Below are 16837 nucleotides of genomic sequence, written 5' to 3' on the forward strand. Positions count from 1 at the left end.
GGTTAAAATTAATCTATACTTGCACCTGATCATGGAGTTATTCGATCAGAGGTAATTTACTGTAGGTGAATGGATTTTGTATCAGGTTGTATCTGTCTATAGTATTATTGTACAGATTGATAAGAGTATTGTTTCAGAATATTTTTATACTATTCTGAGACCATTATATAATCATCTGTCAATATTTATTTCTATTTTTAACAAATCATGAAAAAAATGACGATCTATATAGTATGGTCAATTTAAATTTTTTATGACTAAATTTTGTTTTAGCTATGAGTGGAATTATGATTATTGTTTTTATTGTTTTAGGTGGTGTTATCCTGTTGTTTTTGGCAGGGATTTCTATTTATAATAGTTTAGTTACTAAAAAGAACCTTATGGAAGAAGGATGGAGTAGTATTGATGTTTTTCTAAAAAAAAGAAATGACTTAATACCTAATTTGATGGAAACCGTTAAAGGGTATGCAAGTCATGAAAAAGAGCTTTTTGAAAACGTTACTGCGTCGAGAAACTTAGTTCAGAATGCTAATACGGTATCTGATCAGGGTAACGCAGAAAATGCACTAAAAAATTCTATGATGAATCTTTTTGCAATTGCAGAAAATTATCCAGAATTAAAAGCAAATCAGAATTTTATCGAAATGCAAAATGAATTAAGTGCTATTGAAGAAGAGATTGAGATGGCTCGTCGATATTATAACGGTACAGTAAAAGAGAATAATATAGCAATAGAAAGTTTTCCTTCTAATATTATTTCAAATATGTTCAACTTTAATAAGGGAACTTTTTTTGAAATCAAGGAAACATCACAGCGAGAGCCAACAAAAGTATCTTTTTAGATGATGTTAAATGTTTATGCTGCTTATGATGTATTTCCTAGTTCTAAAGGATCATCTACACATATAAAAGAAATGATATCTGAGTTATCGACACATGGGGATGAACTTAGATTATTATGTCTAAGGGGAAATGATAAGCTTCCCGCAGTACAAAAGCACGAAAATATCTTAATCAAGAGGTACTATTCTAATGAAAGATTAAATTATTTAGAAAAAGCCTCTCTGTTCTCTGAAGAAATATTTTTAGAAATTGAAAGAAATAAAAATAATATAGAAATAGCCCATTTCAGAGATATATGGAGTGGTATGGGAATCATAGCTCATAAAAATATCAAGTCAGTTTTTGAAGTTAATGCACTTACTTCAATAGAATTGCCTTATCGATACCCCAATCTTACAGATGATTTTCTAAGTAAACTTAGGTTTTTAGAACAAAAATGTCTCGCAAATTCAGATGTCATTATTACACCTTCATATACAACAAAAAAGCTGTTAGTGTCTGAGTATAATGTTCTTGAAGATAAGATTAAAGTGATTCCTAACGGAGCATATATTCCTGAGTCTTTTGAAAGACCAAATGACGCTCCAGATAACTATATCATTTATTTTGGAGCTTTACAACGATGGCAGGGAATAGAAGTGCTTTTGAAAGCGATGACTTTTTTACAGGACTACGAAGATTTAAAATTAGTGATTTGCTCATCTGTAAAAGAAAAAGCGTTTAAACCATTACAAAAACTAATAGAAAAATTAGAAATTAACGAACGCGTTATAGTAAAGTCAAAATTACAAAGAGAAGAACTTTATAATTATATACATTTCGCAAAATTATCAATAGCCCCTTTAAAAGCATGCAATAGAAATATTATTCAAGGCTGTAATCCTTTAAAAATATTAGAATCTATGGCTTGCGGAACTACGATTGTAGCATCAGATTTACCTGTAGTAAGAGAACTTGTATCTGACAAAGAAGCGATGTTAGTAGAACCAGACAGGGAGTTAGATCTAGCTCGATGTATCCGTTTTTTACTGGATACTCCAGAAGAGTGTATAGCTTTGTCAGATAGAGCATTAAAGAAAATGAAAGAGGAGTTTACCTGGCAAATACAAGTAAAAAAGTTAAACCAAGTGTATGAGGATTTAAGAAATTAATATGAATAAACAAGGATCTGTTTTAACTGCCGAACAATTTAGTGGAGCTCCTATAGAAAGAGCACATTTACATAGGGGCTTTACATCAAAAAAGACACCATTAAAATGGATTCGTTTTTTTAGAGCTTGTGTATTACAAAGAGAACATGCAAATAATAAAAAGAAAAAAGAAATTAAAAAAATATGGATTGGGGCAGTATCATTAATTGTTCTTGGGTTTATAATTAATTATTTTTATTATTTTCCCGTAGTCATATTGATTATAGCGAGCATAGGTGGTGGAATACTACTTACTGTAAATGTTAATAGTAAGTTTAGGAAAAAATATACAGACGGGTTTGATTTTTTTTCAGATTATTTTTCTGCTTTTTTTACATTAATAGAAGAGGATTTACAACCTCAATCCAGAATTTCGTTAGAAGCTAATGTAAAAAACACAATGCAATCCACAAATTTGGTAAAACAAGAAAAACATGAGGCAAACACTTCTGGGTTCATTTCGGGAAGTAATTATTATTATGAAAAAGAGATTAGTAAGGGATCTTGCTTTTTAAGTGACGGATGCATGCTTTCCTTTAATTTTACAGAACGATTAAGAAATCGTATTATTACCAAAAGAGGGAGTGTAAGTGGTAAACGAAAAACAAAACGGAAGTATAAATCGGTATATCCTTTTGTATTAAAAATGAAAATTCCAAAAACGAAATATATACTTAAAAAAGAGGTGGATAAGTCTAATATACAGTTAGCAGAAGACACAAACTTTTATATTGTTAAAACCACTAGAAAATTTGATATTAAAAATGAACACCCAGAAAAATATCAACCGTATTCATCAAGCTCTATAGAGATGTTTTCTTCTGATTATTTTGCTTTAGAATTAATTAATTTGATAAACGTAAGTTATAGTTGTGTAACTCCAAGAGTGTAAACCTATATGGAAGAAAGAAAAAATTGCGAAGAGACTATCGGATTATTTGTTTTGCGAGCATGTGATACAACAATGGTTCATAATTGTAAAAGATGTGATAAACCCATATGTAATATTCATGCATTTAAGCCTTTAGAGAATACTAATGCAGAGATAGGAGCACAAAACTTATGTTTAACGTGTTTTACAGAGCAAGACACAAGATTAACCAAAGATATTGAGTTATACTCGAAAGACCGATATGTGTGGCGTAGAAAAATGATAGAACGTTTTCATAAAGAATATGAGTATATGACCTTTATTGCAGAGGATTATGGAGGACTATTTATGGTTGATGACTATTATGATAATTATGATGATACCGATGATGGAACTTCTTATTTTGATAGCTAAATGAGTCTTCTTTTTATTACTCAACATTATCACCCTAGCAAAGGAGGGATGGCAGAATCTTGCGATCGATTAATTCGTAATTTCAGAAAGCATAAGGTTGATGTTCACGTCATTCACTTTACAAATAGAAGAAAAAAGTTTTACACAGAAGCTGCTGTACAAGGAAGTTATTCTGCGGTGCCAGTTTATAATTCAGAAGAGTTTACGCTTAATCTAGCTTCTCAATTTATAGAAGGATTATCCATATTAAGTGATATAAAATATGTTGTTGCGTTTGGTGGACATCTGCCTATTGTTTTAGGACCAATTATTTCAAAATGGATAGATAAACCATTAATTACTCTAATTAGAGGTAATGATTTTGATGAAGCAATTTTTTCTAAGAGACGCGAAGCTTTGTTATATACATTAAAACAATCTAAATTTATTTTCACAGTTACCGATGAGAAAAGAGATAAAATTGTTAAACTAATACAACATCCAAATGTGTATTTTACGCATAATGGGATTAATTGTAAACTATGGGAACCTGGTAATAGTCAATTAATACAGATTGATGCATTAAAAAAGAATTCTGAGGAAAGAAAACGAATTGTTATCGTTGGACAATTAAAAGCCAAAAAGGGGATATTAGAATTTTCAACTACTTTTTCTTCTTTTAGTAATAAAGAAGAATATGAAATTTGGATGGTTGGTGATATAGAAGAGTCTGTCAAGGAATACATTAATCAACTCGATATTAAAGTATGTTTTTTTTCATTTGTAAATAAAAATGAATTAATAATCTTTTATCATGCGGCAGATATTATTTTAATCCCTTCTTTTTATGATGGAATGCCAAATGTATTATTAGAAGCGGGAGCTTCAAAAAATGTGGTTATTGCCTCAAGAGTTGGAGGCATAAAAGATGTAATCGAGCATGAAAAAGATGGCTTTTTATTTAATCCATTACAACCTTCGAGTCTTCTAGAAGTGCTCATGAAAGTACATAAATTAGATTCAGAAGCAAAAGCTGAAATTTCTAATCGTTTATTTAACAAAATAAACAATGAATATACCGAAGAAAAAGAGATCATAAATTATTTAACTAAACTGCAATTATGAAAAAGATATATACTGTAGCATTACTTTGCTTATTTTTAATCGCAAGTAGCTGTAAAACAAATACCGAAAATAATGCATCAAAAGAGACCGAAGCAAACCATGTTGTAGAAACAACTAATGTTGATGCTCAAATGGTTATTTCGACAGCAACAGGAGAAAAAATAGGAGGATTTACTCTGGATCCCTTAACGATTTATGCAGGAGGAAATAAGCATACAAGCAAGAACAAACCTGATAAGCATAAGTTTTATACCAACGGGTCAATGGTGTATGAAGTTAAGTTTAAAAGTGAAGGTTTTAAATTAAGAGATAAAAATTCAGAGTTATTATGGAAAATTAAAATATATCCAGATAAAATTAAGATATCAAACAATGAAGAAAATGAAAATGCTTTTGAAATCAAGAGATACGAAGATAAAATCAAAATAAAGCGTAATGAAGAAGAACTGTACGCTATCCAATTAGGTTCTTCCTCGGTTATTATCAATGATGAAGCGCTATACCAATTGTCTTCTGATCAAGATAGCTATGCATACGCCATTTTAGCTATAAAAGAAATCCCAGAAGATCAAAAAATATTCATTCTTGCAGAATTGTTGTCACAGCTACAATGATCTTATTTTATGTATATGGATCAGGATTAGGACACCTTAATAGAATACTTAGTTATATCAAGATTAGAAAAATAAAACTTTCATCTTGTATTATTCTAACCAATTCGCAGCATAAAAAATTTCTTCCGCAAGAAATAAAAATGATGTGTTATCCAGATTCTTTTTTTAAGGATCATGAGTTGTTTTTTAGTACACTTATTCGATGTATTGAAAAGTATGCTATCTATGAACTTGTAGTTGATGTTTTTCCATGTGGTTTTTATGGAGAACTTAGTATTCTAGATAGAGTTAATGTAAAAAAAACAATAGTAACTCGTATTCTTAAAACATCTTATTTTGATAAATATAGTTGTCCTCATTATGACGATTTAATTTTACTAGAAAAGGGGATTGAACTTGATTATTATAAGTATTCAAATCTAATATACCTATCTATTCAGGAAGATTTTGAATATTCAAAACAAAAACTACCATTAAAAGAACCATTCTTTTTTATTATTCATTCTGAACCTAAAGAAGAAGTGATTCAATTGTATAAACTGGCGCAGTTATATCAAAAAAACAATGAACATATTTATATTCAAACATTCAGTAAAATAACTGAATTTGATGAAAAAGATGTGACTTTTATTTTTTCTGAAAAACCAATTCTACCTTTACTTGAACGTTCTGTAAAAATTTTTACAGCTTGTGGATTTAATACTTTTTTTGCAACACAAGACTATCGTCAAAAACAACATTTTTTACCCTTTAAAAGAAGGTTTGACGATCAATTTAAAAGAAAAAAATACAATCCATTATAACAAGTTTAATCTTCTCATGAGTTCAGGTCGATTTGATCGACTTACTGGGATTACATCTTTAGCAATAAGGACACTATTATCTTCTATATCAATGATTTTTTTGATATTGATAATGTAGGAACGATGTACTTTTAAAAAAAGGTCATCAGGTAATTTTTCTTCAATCTTTTTTAATGTAGAATGAACCGTATAATTCTGTTTTTCAGTTTTAATTAGGATATAATCTCCTTTTGCCTCAATTACATTAATAGTGGGAATATTAATTTTAATTAATCTTCTATCGATATTAATATAGAGTTCATTTTCTTCAGAAGTAGGGTTTAAAGAAGACTCCGTTTTTGTTTCAACTTTTGCCGAAACAGTAGCGTTTTCAGCTTTTTGAATTGCTTTAAGAAAACGAGGTAACGTTATTGGTTTTACCAAATAATCTACAATACAGTCATATTCAAAAGCTTCTAGAGCAAAATTCTTGTCAGAGGTCGTTAAAATAATTTTCGGAGGGTTTTTTAGTGTATCAATAAAATCAAAACCGGTAAAATCAGGCATGTGGATATCCAGAAATATAAGATCAACTTCTTCTTTATTTAAAAATTTTATAGCCTGAATTGCATTAGGAAAATCCTGAATTACATGTAATTCATCAACTTGCGAACAAAGTTGTTGAATAATAGCTCTTGCAGTTTCTTCATCATCAATAATAATACAATTCATATGATTTTGATTTTTAAATAGTTTTAAGAAATTGTTCTATGGATTCTAAAATTAACATAAATTTTGAATATAATGAAGGATCATTATCTTTTAGTCCCTCTTCAAAATTTATTGCAGTCTGGTAACCTTCTTCATATCCAAACATACCAATTTTGTGTTTTAGTTTATGTACATTTTCTGCTGCTTTACTATAAGCATTTGTTGTATAGTTGTTAAGGAATTCTTTTTTTTCTTCAGGAAATTCTCGTTTTACGATTCCTATTAACTTTTGTTCGAAAACAGCTGAACCGGCAGCTAGTTCTTTGATATATATAAGGTTAGGGATTTCGCTCATTTCTTATTTTTTTAATGTAAAATAAAAAGTAGTACCAATCCCTTTTTCTGATTCTATCCAGATTTCACCATTATAAAATTCCACTATCTTCTTCACAATCGATAATCCAATACCTGTTGAAACTTTTTTGTCATCAAGAGTTTGAAATATTTCAAATATCTTGTTATGGTATTTTTTAAGAATTCCTTTACCGTTATCTTGAATACCAAATTTCCAGAAATCAGGAAGTTCTTCAAAAAGAACTACGATTTCTCCTTTTTCCTTATCAATTGCATGTATGGCATTATTAATCAAATTCTGAAATATTTGTTTTATTCTAGAGGGATCTGCATGTATAATAGGAAGCGTATTGGGAATGCTAATAGTAATATGATCTGATATCGGTATTAAGTTTATGATTCCTTCAATTAAATCAATCATATTAATATCAGATTCTAGATTTCTTGCTTTATCATCAATAACAGAATATTCTAAAATTCCGCTGATTAGATTATCCATTTTTTCAATGTTTTGATCAATCAAATTAAGATTGTTTTCTGTTGTGGTTTCAAGTTTCCCTTGATTGTCTTCTTTTATCCAGGTAATTAGTGTATTAATACTCCTAAGAGGAGATTTTAAATCATGAGAGACCACATGCGCATAATCATTAAGTTCTTTGTTACTTTTTTCAAGATCTTTGAGTAGTAATTCTCTCTGTTTTTCTACTTCCGAAATTTGATTTGCTTGTTCTTCTATTAATGTTGCAAGTTCTATTCCGGTGAGTTCTTGTCCTTGATGATCTCCTTTTTGTTTTTTGAATGTTAATAATTGTAAAGTTTTGGTTGCGTCGGTTAGTCTGGTAATCACTTTTTTTTGTCTTTCTGCTTCTTGTTGGAGTTTTTGATTAGCCTCAAATAACTCCTGAGAGCTTATAGACATAGCTCTTTGCAACATGCTAAATTGATCTTCAAAATTATGATAAGATTTATCAATAGCACTAAGGAATTTTTCCATGTCCAGAAACTCTTTGGTGTCTGGATCGATATTCAAGAATTTTCTAATTTGTCTTACTAATAATGAATGCATATTATTCACTAAATAGGGTTAATGTCATAGTTTGATTATGTAATTCACAATTTACGTTTCCCGAAAAAGGAGCCAATTCGCCATAAGAATAAAACCCAGCTATAGTAGATTGAGAGCCAATATGCTCCATGACTTCTTCTATCTCTTCTTCTACACGTTGATCCATAACTAATTTTCGACCTATACAGCTAACTAATAATGCTAATTCTGGTTTGTTTTTTCTGTTTTCCATACCTATTTCTGCTGCTCTTAATGCACCATCAACAATATGATCAATATTTGCCATCATCAATTGCACGACAGATCCTTCGGGAACATCACCAGCTAGTATCATAGCATTAGCTTCTTCATTAATGGTGAGGATAGTCCTTACAATAGACTCTTTTTTATCCTTTGATTTTACACTAAGAGGGTATAGTAATGCAGATTGAGGGAGCTCTGCAGCTTTATCGCCTAAATATTTTTTATATAAGTCTAAAGCAGGTTGATTGTCTAATTCGTAGAGAATATTTTGTTCAGACTTCGTAATAATTCGTTCTGGTCCAAATGGTGTCCAGCCACCATATTGAGCAAAACTAATTTCTAGAGACTCGCCATAAAATGCAATTAACACAACTTCACCTTCTTTTGGGTTTTCGTTATAACTAGCAAGGGTTTTTTCAAATCTCGAATCATCTCCGCACAAACCACCAGTTATAGCAATTTCGTCATGCATTGTTTCTAGACCTTCTATCAAAGCAGAGCCATTGATAAAACTCCCTTCTGAAACAATGAAAATATGCTTTAAACCTTGTTTGGGAACTTTTTTAATAAGTTTACGACCTATTTGTATAGCATCTTTGTCGTTATCCAAACTGTTTTCACGAAATATTGAATAGGTGCTTTTTTCAAATTCTATAGCAGTTAATGTTATTGATTCATCTAGAACATTTCCTCCTATGATTTCTCCAGCAGTAGAACCAAAAATGATTTCTCCATCAGGAAATAAATCTTTAACTTCTTGATAAATACTCTCTTTTTCTAATGCGTATCGATTTCCAAAAACTAAAACTAAAGGCTTTTTTAGTTTTGGTTGCGTATGATCTTTAATAGTCCACGTTTGGTTTTTTTTCTTTTCAAATTGTTGAAATTTCATAAGACTTATTTTTTTAGTGTAAAGTAAAATGTAGTACCTATATCAGGAGTACTTTCCAGCCATATCTTTCCTTCATATAGATCCACTATCTTTTTGACTATAGCAAGTCCTATTCCTGAAGAATTTTCATTATCTCCAACAGATTCAAACATTTTGAATATTTTTTCATGATATTCCTTTTTGATTCCAATACCATTATCTTTTATAGAAAAAAGATGGTGCGTTTTTTTATCCTTATGGTCTATTTCTATTTCCCCTTTTTCTTTATCCATATAAATTACAGCATTACCAATTAGGTTTTGAAAAAGTTGTTGTATTCTTATCTCATCTCCATATATAATAGGTAACTGTTTTTTGCTATAAACCACAATGTGTTCTGGAATTAGTACAATGCTTTTGATTTCATTTATGAGTCTATTAAGATCGATGTCTTTGCTTTTGAGGTTGTCTTTATTACTTACACTAGAATAACTAAGGATATCATTGATTAAGACTTCCATTTTTTCTAGTGTTTTTTCTATCATAGAAAGATGATCAAGTCCGCTCTTATCAAAGACAGTACTATAATCTTCCTTAATCCAATTCACAAGAGCATAAATGCTTCTCAATGGTGATTTTAGATCATGAGATACAATATGTGCATAATCTTTAAGCTCTTGGTTAGTTTTTTCGAGATCGGTTACTAACTTTTCTCTTTGTTTTTCAAACTCTAACTGCTCTGTAATATCCTCTATTAGTGCAACCTGATATTTTACACTTCCATTATGATTACGAACAGCACCTACATTCGTTTTTGCCCAAAGTGTATTTCCGTCTTTTTTGAGATATCTTTTATTTACTGTAAAACTGTCAATCTCTCCATCATTTACTCGTTTCATATTATCTTCAGAAGCAACATATTCATCTTTTAAAGAAATATCTTTCACTTCCTTTTTTACGAGTTCTTTTTCAGAATATCCCAGTAAATTTTGAAAAGCTTTATTGGTTTGAATTATTTTACCTCCCTGGGTAAGCGCAATACCAAGAGATGAATTCTCGACAATAACAGATAATTGTTTTTTTTGTTCTTCAAATATCTGTTTCTGCAGAAGTTCTTCAGTAATGTCTCTTACAATTCCTTGAGCTCCTATAGGGTTTTTGTTTTTATCTTTAATTATACTTGCATTAATATGTACGGTTCTAATACCATTATTTTTTGTATATACTCTGGCTTGATAATTAGAAAAAGAACCTTTAGTGATAAGTTCTTGAAAAGAGTTCATGGCGTATTGATAATCTTCTTTGTAGATAAGAGTCATGACATTTAGAGTGTCCTTACTGATATCATATCCAAATAATTGATTGGCAGCATGATTCATTTCTAGTACATTGCCTGATATATCCATCAATACATAGGCATCTACTAAGTTGTCAAAAACACCTTGTAATTCAGACTCTTTTTTGCCTACTAGGTACTCTAGTTTCTCATTAGTCTCTTTTAGTTCCTGGGTGATTTGGTAGAGTTCTAGTGATTTATCTTCTAGAATATTTTCTGCTTGTTTTCTAGCAGCTTTTTCTCTTTGAAGGGCTCTTTTTAGTATGTCTACATCTTCATTACTCATTTGTTTTTACAATGCTAAATTTTACTTCCGTTCCATCTGATTTGAGTTTTTCGAAGGTAATCTTTGCAGTAGTGTCAAAGTGTTCAAAAGTTTTGTTCATTAGCCCCAATCCAAAACTATACATGGCTCTACTCGATTTATAAATCATGACCAATTTGGTGTCAGTTTTTTCTAATACTTCAAAGGTTGGTAGTTCGGCGTCAGGGTATATTTTTCGAACTTCTACATGTATATGGTTCTCAATGGAGGATAAAAGTTCTATAGGATCGTTGTATTTTTCGATCAAACCGGGATAACTACTTGCTAAAACGCTAAAAAAATGTTCTGCATAGACAAGAAGCAAGTCATCTATGCTCAATTGGGTATGTTCACTTAAATGTTTAAGTAAACCTAACATTTCAGAGAAATCATAGGTGCCGATTGCAGTGTAGACTCCTTGAGATGGAAGGTTGGATTGTTGTATGATTTTATCAACGACTTCTAGTCCGAATTTATCTTCTACTAACTCTAAAAATTCAGTAAATACAATACCCTTCATATAATTATTATGTTTTTAGTTTATCCTTTTACAAGCTCATTTACAGTCCAATATTCGATAAGACATTTGATCTTGTGTACATAATCTTCATATTTTAATGGTTTGACAATATATCCTGAAGCACCAATTCTATAAGCCTCTTTAAGATCTTGATGATTGTTAGAAGTGCTTAATATGACTACAGGTAAATATTGTAAAGTTGCATCTGCCTTTAGTTCTTTTAAAAACTCCAAACCGTTCATTTTTGGCATGTTTAAATCCAGAAAAATTAAATCTGGGAGTTTCTCTTTTTGAGCTAAAACATCTAGTGCTTCTTCACCATTAATAGCTTCAATAATGTTGTGGGGGTAATTGTTTTTTTGCAAGACTCGTGCAAATTTTAATCGTTCTATTTCGTCATCGTCAATCAATAAAATGTTCAAGCCCATTTCGTTTCAGTTTATTAAGTTAAGTTAAAAATTGTTTTTTAACAACAATAAAGATGTTCTTTTTATTGATGGATTTAGTATTTCTTTCGCCAAAACCTATTTTTAGTGTAGATGAATGGGAGTTTTCTATAGATGAATGGAAATTATTTTTTTTCTCATCAAGATATCAAAATGATCAAGATATAGAGAAGACTTAAACCTTCTCAAACTATCATTATTATTATGTTGATTGATTTTTAGGAGTTAATGTTTTGATAGCCATTCTTTTAAGAAAATAGAAGAATGATCTATTCTTTTTTCTTAACGACGAATCAAAAAAATGAAAAAAGGTTTGGTTTATTTGATTTACTTATATAATTTTGAAGTGTACTAGGTAACTAATACACTAATCATGATACATTTTAAAAACATAAGATTTTATTACCCAAAGGGAAAAACAATCCTTGATGATATTTCATTGGATTTTGTTCCTGGCAATATATATGGAGTATTTGGGAAAAATGGAGAAGGAAAAAGTACTTTGATGAAAATTGTAGCAGGGTTATTGTTTCCAAAGTCTGGTAAATATCATGTTATGGGAGAGGCTATGTCCAGAAATACAGTAAAGTATCTTCAGCATATGTTTATCGTACCAGAAGATTTTGAGTTACCGGGAATAAAGATTTCTAGTTATGAGCATATAAATTCTCCTTTTTATCCTGAGTTTTCGAGAGAGCAATTCTATGAATTGTTAAAAGAGTTTAAACTTTCACCTGGCGAAAAGATATCTACGCTTTCATTTGGACAAAAGAAAAAAGTACTGATTGCATTTGGGGTTGCTACAAATACTAAGTTATTACTGATGGATGAGCCAACTAACGGTTTGGATATTCCATCAAAAAGTCAGTTTAGGAAAATTATGGCTTCAGTAGTAGATCAAGGTAAATGTGTTGTGATTTCAACCCATCAAATTCGGGATTTGCATAGTTTAATCAATCATATAGTGATTCTGGATCAGTCCAAAGTTGCTTTTGATCAACCGCTTTCAACTATTTCTGAATGCTTATGGTTTGGAAAAACCAGACGCGATAGCAATGAGTCTATTATTTACTCTGAAGCATCATTTGGAGGTAAAACCATACTCTCACGTCAGGATAAAGATGAAACAGAGGTTGATCTTGAGCTTTTATTTAATGCGGTATTAAATGAGCCTGTACGGATTAGTAATGCTATTAAAAACACCCATCATGACTCAGCAGTTTAATATTAGAAGAATAGGTAATTTTATCTATAGGGATATTGTATTACTTAGAAATACAATAATTACAACCTTGTCTGTAGTTGGTGTACTTTTATTATTCTTTTTTTTATATGATTTAAGAGGAGATCATATAATATCAGAAGAAGAATTTGCAAGTAATTTTATGAAGTTTTATGTTGTATTGGGGATATTATTTACGTTCTCCATTTTTAGAGAGGCTCATCATAAGAAATCAAACCTTTTTTACTTTTCGCTTCCAATCTCATCTTATGAAAGAGTAACTGCAATATGGTTAACGACTAGCGCTTTGTATACATTGCTATTTTCAGTATTCGGCTTTTTGATAGGGCAAGTAGCTATAGTTTTGGGTAGTATGTTTTCTGAAACTAATTTTCACCTATTACCAATATTTTCAGAAAGCTATTGGCAAGGTGTAACATTCTATTTTTTTATTCAACCTACTTTTTTATTGGGAGCCATACTATTTACCAAAAATAGAATTATAAAAACATTACTCTTTGTTGTATTGCTTGTTTTTGGGCTATTTATTTTTAATGGAATACTCTTTTCAATATTCAATATTGGATATGATATATTTTCTGAGGATCAGATAGTTTCTAATGCATTTTCCCTAGCAAGAGAGGACTTTTCGGGAATTGGAATATTCTTATTTGTGATTATTATGGTGCCAGTGATGCTTCTGGCTGCATATTTTAAGATAATTGAAAAGGAAGTTTGATCATGGATTTTGATAATAGTAAACCTATTTATTTACAAATCGTGGACTTTTTTTATGAAAATATCCTCTCAAAGAGATGGCCCGAAGAAGAGCGAATACCTTCTGTAAGAGAGATTGCAGTAATGGTAGAGGTTAATCCTAATACTGCCATTAGAGCTTTTAACCACCTACAGGAACTAGGGGTGATTTATAATAAAAGAGGAATAGGATATTTCGTTTCGGAAAACGGATATAATACAGTTCTTAGTATTAAGAAAACAGAGTTTAAAGAAGAAATTCTTCCGGATATATTTAAAAAAATGGGACTCCTGGAGATAAAATTTGAAGAAGTAAAAGATGCTTTCAACCAATATCTAAATAATAAGGATAATGAAGAGAAGTAACCTGATCTTATTAAGTGTATTAATTGTCATTTTTTTCTTTTTTCTGGCATTTCAATTATCGGTACATCGATATGTGGTAAAAGAAGAGAGAGAAGAAAAAGAGATAGTGATTAATAGAAATGTTATAACTGAAAAAAGATCAATTTTAGACTTTAGTAAAATATCAGTAAAACATGGAATTCAAGTTTTTTTTCACCAAGACAGTGTAATACAGTTGAAAGTTGAAACTCTGGAAAATTTGATGCCTTACGTTAAAACCGAAGTACAAGATGGAAAACTAGTAATAGAAAAAATTGAGAGGGTAAAACAAAAAGATACAATTAAAGTGTTTGTCTCTGCAAATAAGTTAGAGGAGATTAACATGGGTACAGGAGTACATTTTGAAACCATAGGAAAAGTTTCAGGAAAAGATTTAAAACTAGAATTTAACGGCGATAATACTGGGAATTTAGAATTGTATTATGAGTCTGTGCAATGTAAAACTGCACCAGGTTGTAATGTAACGTTAACAGGAGATACAGAGGAAATAAACTTTACCACATATCATGAAAAATAATGAAAATTAAATTTTAAATTTTAAAATATAAAATCATCATCAATCAATCATCAATCAATCATCAATCAAAAAACGAACATTATGGAATCACATAAAAAAATCGGAAAAATAGCAGGAGGTTTATTCTTGCTTATGATTATAACCGGTGCCACGGGTAATTCACTTAGAGGGTTGTCGTTGTCTCTTATAGCATCTCAAAATTTTTTTAACCAAGTTTTAGAAGATTTAATACAAATGAAAATAGCCATTCTTTTAGATTTAATTGCAAGTGGTATTGGAGTTTATATTGGTATCATACTATTTTCTATTCTAAAACAATACAACAAAAAAATAGCTATTGGGTATGTTAGTGTATTGGTCGTAGGATTTACAATAACTGTAATGAGTAATATCACTCATCTATCTTTTATATCATTATGTCAGGAGTTAGCTAAAGGTGTAGCTCTGGATGAAAACTATTTAAGGGTGTTAAGTCTTCTAAAAGTAGAAGAATATTATTGGGCACATTTTTTAATATTAATCACTTTTAGTTTAGGAGCTTCAATTTTATATTATACATTATTTAAAACAAAGTTGATTCCACGGTTTTTATCAATATGGGGGCTTATTGCAGTCATAATGGTCTTTTCAGCATCGATGCTACAGGTTTTTGACTATACCGTAAACTTTATTTTTTACGTTCAAAATGGAGTGTATCTATTATTTTTTTCTATATGGCTTATGGTTAAAGGATTTAATCCATCCGCAATTATTACTAAGTCTGCAACATAAAGCGTAGAATATATTTAACATCATCAATACAATTGCTTTTTACAAGGCAGTTAAAATCATCATCAATCAAAAAACGAATATTATGACCACAGAAAATCAGGTTGTGGACACACAACAACGCAACCCTAAAAGTGAAAAAAAACTGTCAAAAATACGATTGTATTTAATGAGAGGACTCTACCTTCTTACGTTCTTGAGTTTAGGATACAATTCATGGTTAGAAATTATCATACCTAGTGAAAAATGGGGGCCTTATGATGGTATTACCTTTAGTTTTTGGGCGGCGTATGCCACTTTGATGGGTATTGGAATTCGATATCCGATAAAAATGCTACCACTTTTATTACTTCAATTATTTTATAAATCGGTATGGTTAATAGGTATTGCATATCCTTTATGGTCGGCGGATCAATTGGATTCGGTTTCAGCAGATTTTCTTAGACCATTTCTTATTGCAATTCCAGTAGATCTTATTGTGATTCCATGGGGATACGTATGGATACATTACATCAAGGGCTTTTTTAAGTTTAGATAATAAAAGTTATTTAGATATATACGTATTTAATTTAGGTTTTTGGTAAAATGACCAAGAACCGTTTCATCAATCATCATCAGTTAAAAAACGAATATTATGAGTTTACAACATAGTGTTGTCGCTACACCGCAACGTAAAAAAAGAGGTGCAGATAAAGTACTTAATGCAACCGTTACTTTTTGGTTTACTGTTGCAGTAGCAGGTCAATGGTTATTTGCCTATTATGTAACTGCCTTTTATGGAGGAGCAGCTCTACAAGGCGACCTTATGAAATGGAATCAGGTATTACCACACGGATACACGCCAGGTGAAACCATGGGGAATCTTGCCGTAGCTATTCATCTTTTATTAGCTGTGATTATGATGGTAGGAGGTCCACTTCAGTTTATTCCGCAACTTAGAACGCGTGCAAGATCCTTTCACCGTTGGAATGGTCGATTATACATCATAACTGCTTTCGTGATTAGTTTTAGTGGAGTGTATATGGTTTTAAGCAAAGGAACTGTTAGCGGTTTGATAGGCGACATTAGTGTTAGTATTAATGGAATCCTTATTATGCTTTTTGCAGCACTTGCTTGGCGTACCGCTGTTGCCCGTAAGTTTGATGCGCATCGTCGGTGGGTACTTCGTCTGTTTTTAGTAGTAAATGGTGTTTGGTTTTTTCGTATAGGCCTGATGCTGTGGTTATTTATCCATGGTGGTCCTGTTGGATTTGATCCAGAAACCTTTAGAGGTCCATTTCTTATTTTTCTTGGGTTTGGGCAATATGTGATTCCGCTTATTATTTTAGAACTCTATTTGTATGTGCAAAATAATTCAGGTGCACTTGGACGTATTCTTATGGCAACTGGTTTTGGAGTATTGACCATTTTAATGGGTATTGGGATTTTTGCTGCTACTATGGGGATGTGGTTACCTCGTATATAATAAAGGAGTTTCAATCAAAAACTAATTTTCTCTTA

22 protein-coding genes are annotated in these 16837 nt (G+C 30.8%); 15 read left to right on the plus strand and 7 right to left on the minus strand.

Annotated elements, in window-relative coordinates; genetic code table 11:
• Positions 1 to 275: 275 nt before the first annotated feature.
• From PQF96_RS25345 to PQF96_RS25375, 7 genes are read left to right on the plus strand one after another with little or no spacing between them, the layout of a single operon-like run.
• Positions 276 to 842, plus strand: coding sequence for a LemA family protein (locus PQF96_RS25345; RefSeq protein WP_235010876.1), 567 nt, complete (start codon positions 276 to 278; stop codon positions 840 to 842).
• Positions 843 to 1994, plus strand: a complete 1152-nt coding sequence (locus tag PQF96_RS25350) for a glycosyltransferase family 4 protein (protein WP_271769557.1) — start codon at positions 843 to 845, stop codon at positions 1992 to 1994. It begins immediately after the preceding gene.
• A 1-nt stretch (position 1995) separates the two neighbouring features.
• Positions 1996 to 2925, plus strand: a complete 930-nt coding sequence (locus tag PQF96_RS25355) for a hypothetical protein (RefSeq protein ID WP_143915653.1) — start codon at positions 1996 to 1998, stop codon at positions 2923 to 2925.
• 6 nt (positions 2926 to 2931) lie between these two features.
• Positions 2932 to 3318: a hypothetical protein gene (locus PQF96_RS25360; RefSeq protein WP_109433959.1), complete on the plus strand. Its 387-nt coding sequence runs from the start codon at positions 2932 to 2934 to the stop codon at positions 3316 to 3318.
• Positions 3319 to 4422, plus strand: coding sequence for a glycosyltransferase family 4 protein (locus PQF96_RS25365; RefSeq protein ID WP_143915654.1), 1104 nt, complete (start codon positions 3319 to 3321; stop codon positions 4420 to 4422).
• Positions 4419 to 5036 carry a hypothetical protein gene (locus PQF96_RS25370; RefSeq protein ID WP_271769560.1) on the plus strand — a complete coding sequence of 206 codons (618 nt, stop codon included), beginning with the start codon at positions 4419 to 4421 and terminating at the stop codon, positions 5034 to 5036. Before PQF96_RS25365 ends, PQF96_RS25370 begins: the two co-directional genes overlap by 4 nt.
• Positions 5033 to 5839 carry a hypothetical protein gene (locus PQF96_RS25375; protein WP_271769562.1) on the plus strand — a complete coding sequence of 269 codons (807 nt, stop codon included), beginning with the start codon at positions 5033 to 5035 and terminating at the stop codon, positions 5837 to 5839. Before PQF96_RS25370 ends, PQF96_RS25375 begins: the two co-directional genes overlap by 4 nt.
• Here PQF96_RS25375 and PQF96_RS25380 read toward each other — a convergent pair.
• Genes PQF96_RS25380 through PQF96_RS25410 form a run of 7 tightly spaced genes read right to left on the minus strand, consistent with a single transcriptional unit; the run spans position 5834 to position 11651 of the window.
• Complete coding sequence (locus PQF96_RS25380) at positions 5834 to 6550, minus strand: LytR/AlgR family response regulator transcription factor (RefSeq protein WP_109433955.1); 717 nt, start codon at positions 6548 to 6550, stop codon at positions 5834 to 5836. The genes PQF96_RS25375 and PQF96_RS25380 overlap by 6 nt on opposite strands.
• A gap of 13 nt (positions 6551 to 6563) precedes the next feature.
• Positions 6564 to 6884, minus strand: coding sequence for an Hpt domain-containing protein (locus tag PQF96_RS25385; protein WP_109433954.1), 321 nt, complete (start codon positions 6882 to 6884; stop codon positions 6564 to 6566).
• A gap of 3 nt (positions 6885 to 6887) precedes the next feature.
• Complete coding sequence (locus PQF96_RS25390; protein ID WP_271769565.1) at positions 6888 to 7949, minus strand: sensor histidine kinase; 1062 nt, start codon at positions 7947 to 7949, stop codon at positions 6888 to 6890.
• Between the two features lies 1 nt (position 7950).
• Complete coding sequence (locus PQF96_RS25395) at positions 7951 to 9084, minus strand: FIST signal transduction protein (RefSeq protein WP_271769567.1); 1134 nt, start codon at positions 9082 to 9084, stop codon at positions 7951 to 7953.
• A 5-nt stretch (positions 9085 to 9089) separates the two neighbouring features.
• Positions 9090 to 10685 (minus strand): PAS domain-containing sensor histidine kinase, encoded by a 1596-nt coding sequence (locus tag PQF96_RS25400; protein ID WP_109433951.1) that lies wholly within the window; start codon positions 10683 to 10685, stop codon positions 9090 to 9092.
• Complete coding sequence (locus PQF96_RS25405; RefSeq protein ID WP_271769571.1) at positions 10678 to 11223, minus strand: heme NO-binding domain-containing protein; 546 nt, start codon at positions 11221 to 11223, stop codon at positions 10678 to 10680. Before PQF96_RS25405 ends, PQF96_RS25400 begins: the two co-directional genes overlap by 8 nt.
• Before the next feature lie 20 nt (positions 11224 to 11243).
• A complete protein-coding gene (locus PQF96_RS25410; RefSeq protein WP_109433949.1) occupies positions 11244 to 11651 on the minus strand; it encodes a response regulator in 408 nt (135 codons plus the stop codon).
• Between the two features lie 68 nt (positions 11652 to 11719).
• Between PQF96_RS25410 and PQF96_RS25415 the strand changes: the two genes are divergently transcribed.
• The 8 genes from PQF96_RS25415 to PQF96_RS25450 all read left to right on the plus strand — a co-directional run bounded on the left by PQF96_RS25415 (position 11720) and on the right by PQF96_RS25450 (position 16802).
• A complete protein-coding gene (locus PQF96_RS25415) occupies positions 11720 to 11848 on the plus strand; it encodes a hypothetical protein (RefSeq protein ID WP_255412198.1) in 129 nt (42 codons plus the stop codon).
• 194 nt (positions 11849 to 12042) lie between these two features.
• Positions 12043 to 12894, plus strand: coding sequence for an ABC transporter ATP-binding protein (locus PQF96_RS25420; RefSeq protein ID WP_271769574.1), 852 nt, complete (start codon positions 12043 to 12045; stop codon positions 12892 to 12894).
• On the plus strand, positions 12878 to 13630 hold the full coding sequence (locus PQF96_RS25425; protein ID WP_271769577.1) for a hypothetical protein: 753 nt from the start codon (positions 12878 to 12880) through the stop codon (positions 13628 to 13630). The genes PQF96_RS25420 and PQF96_RS25425 overlap by 17 nt, the downstream gene beginning before the upstream one ends.
• A gap of 2 nt (positions 13631 to 13632) precedes the next feature.
• Positions 13633 to 14013, plus strand: coding sequence for a GntR family transcriptional regulator (locus PQF96_RS25430; RefSeq protein WP_109433946.1), 381 nt, complete (start codon positions 13633 to 13635; stop codon positions 14011 to 14013).
• Positions 14000 to 14569: a GIN domain-containing protein gene (locus tag PQF96_RS25435; protein ID WP_271769580.1), complete on the plus strand. Its 570-nt coding sequence runs from the start codon at positions 14000 to 14002 to the stop codon at positions 14567 to 14569. Before PQF96_RS25430 ends, PQF96_RS25435 begins: the two co-directional genes overlap by 14 nt.
• Before the next feature lie 81 nt (positions 14570 to 14650).
• Positions 14651 to 15340, plus strand: coding sequence for a DUF4386 domain-containing protein (locus tag PQF96_RS25440; protein ID WP_271769583.1), 690 nt, complete (start codon positions 14651 to 14653; stop codon positions 15338 to 15340).
• Between the two features lie 82 nt (positions 15341 to 15422).
• A complete protein-coding gene (locus PQF96_RS25445; protein WP_271769586.1) occupies positions 15423 to 15875 on the plus strand; it encodes a hypothetical protein in 453 nt (150 codons plus the stop codon).
• Between the two features lie 96 nt (positions 15876 to 15971).
• Entirely contained in the window at positions 15972 to 16802 is an 831-nt protein-coding gene (locus tag PQF96_RS25450; protein ID WP_109433942.1) for a DUF2306 domain-containing protein, read from the plus strand.
• Positions 16803 to 16837 lie beyond the last annotated feature (35 nt).

It is taken from the genome of Aquimarina algiphila, from assembly GCF_947494415.1.
GTDB classification, from domain to species: domain Bacteria; phylum Bacteroidota; class Bacteroidia; order Flavobacteriales; family Flavobacteriaceae; genus Aquimarina; species Aquimarina algiphila.

Coding starts and splice junctions, on each gene's coding strand:
- PQF96_RS25365 (WP_143915654.1), top strand. CDS start 3,319: ATGAGTCTTCTTTTTATTACTCAACATTATCACCCTAGCAAAGGAGGG.
- PQF96_RS25425 (WP_271769577.1), top strand. CDS start 12,878: ATGACTCAGCAGTTTAATATTAGAAGAATAGGTAATTTTATCTATAGG.
- PQF96_RS25370 (WP_271769560.1), top strand. CDS start 4,419: ATGAAAAAGATATATACTGTAGCATTACTTTGCTTATTTTTAATCGCA.
- PQF96_RS25350 (WP_271769557.1), top strand. CDS start 843: ATGATGTTAAATGTTTATGCTGCTTATGATGTATTTCCTAGTTCTAAA.
- PQF96_RS25380 (WP_109433955.1), bottom strand. CDS start 6,550: ATGAATTGTATTATTATTGATGATGAAGAAACTGCAAGAGCTATTATT.
- PQF96_RS25435 (WP_271769580.1), top strand. CDS start 14,000: ATGAAGAGAAGTAACCTGATCTTATTAAGTGTATTAATTGTCATTTTT.
- PQF96_RS25405 (WP_271769571.1), bottom strand. CDS start 11,223: ATGAAGGGTATTGTATTTACTGAATTTTTAGAGTTAGTAGAAGATAAA.
- PQF96_RS25390 (WP_271769565.1), bottom strand. CDS start 7,949: ATGCATTCATTATTAGTAAGACAAATTAGAAAATTCTTGAATATCGAT.
- PQF96_RS25385 (WP_109433954.1), bottom strand. CDS start 6,884: ATGAGCGAAATCCCTAACCTTATATATATCAAAGAACTAGCTGCCGGT.
- PQF96_RS25400 (WP_109433951.1), bottom strand. CDS start 10,685: ATGAGTAATGAAGATGTAGACATACTAAAAAGAGCCCTTCAAAGAGAA.
- PQF96_RS25355 (WP_143915653.1), top strand. CDS start 1,996: ATGAATAAACAAGGATCTGTTTTAACTGCCGAACAATTTAGTGGAGCT.
- PQF96_RS25420 (WP_271769574.1), top strand. CDS start 12,043: ATGATACATTTTAAAAACATAAGATTTTATTACCCAAAGGGAAAAACA.
- PQF96_RS25445 (WP_271769586.1), top strand. CDS start 15,423: ATGACCACAGAAAATCAGGTTGTGGACACACAACAACGCAACCCTAAA.
- PQF96_RS25440 (WP_271769583.1), top strand. CDS start 14,651: ATGGAATCACATAAAAAAATCGGAAAAATAGCAGGAGGTTTATTCTTG.
- PQF96_RS25410 (WP_109433949.1), bottom strand. CDS start 11,651: ATGGGCTTGAACATTTTATTGATTGACGATGACGAAATAGAACGATTA.
- PQF96_RS25450 (WP_109433942.1), top strand. CDS start 15,972: ATGAGTTTACAACATAGTGTTGTCGCTACACCGCAACGTAAAAAAAGA.
- PQF96_RS25430 (WP_109433946.1), top strand. CDS start 13,633: ATGGATTTTGATAATAGTAAACCTATTTATTTACAAATCGTGGACTTT.
- PQF96_RS25345 (WP_235010876.1), top strand. CDS start 276: ATGAGTGGAATTATGATTATTGTTTTTATTGTTTTAGGTGGTGTTATC.
- PQF96_RS25395 (WP_271769567.1), bottom strand. CDS start 9,084: ATGAAATTTCAACAATTTGAAAAGAAAAAAAACCAAACGTGGACTATT.
- PQF96_RS25415 (WP_255412198.1), top strand. CDS start 11,720: ATGGATTTAGTATTTCTTTCGCCAAAACCTATTTTTAGTGTAGATGAA.
- PQF96_RS25375 (WP_271769562.1), top strand. CDS start 5,033: ATGATCTTATTTTATGTATATGGATCAGGATTAGGACACCTTAATAGA.
- PQF96_RS25360 (WP_109433959.1), top strand. CDS start 2,932: ATGGAAGAAAGAAAAAATTGCGAAGAGACTATCGGATTATTTGTTTTG.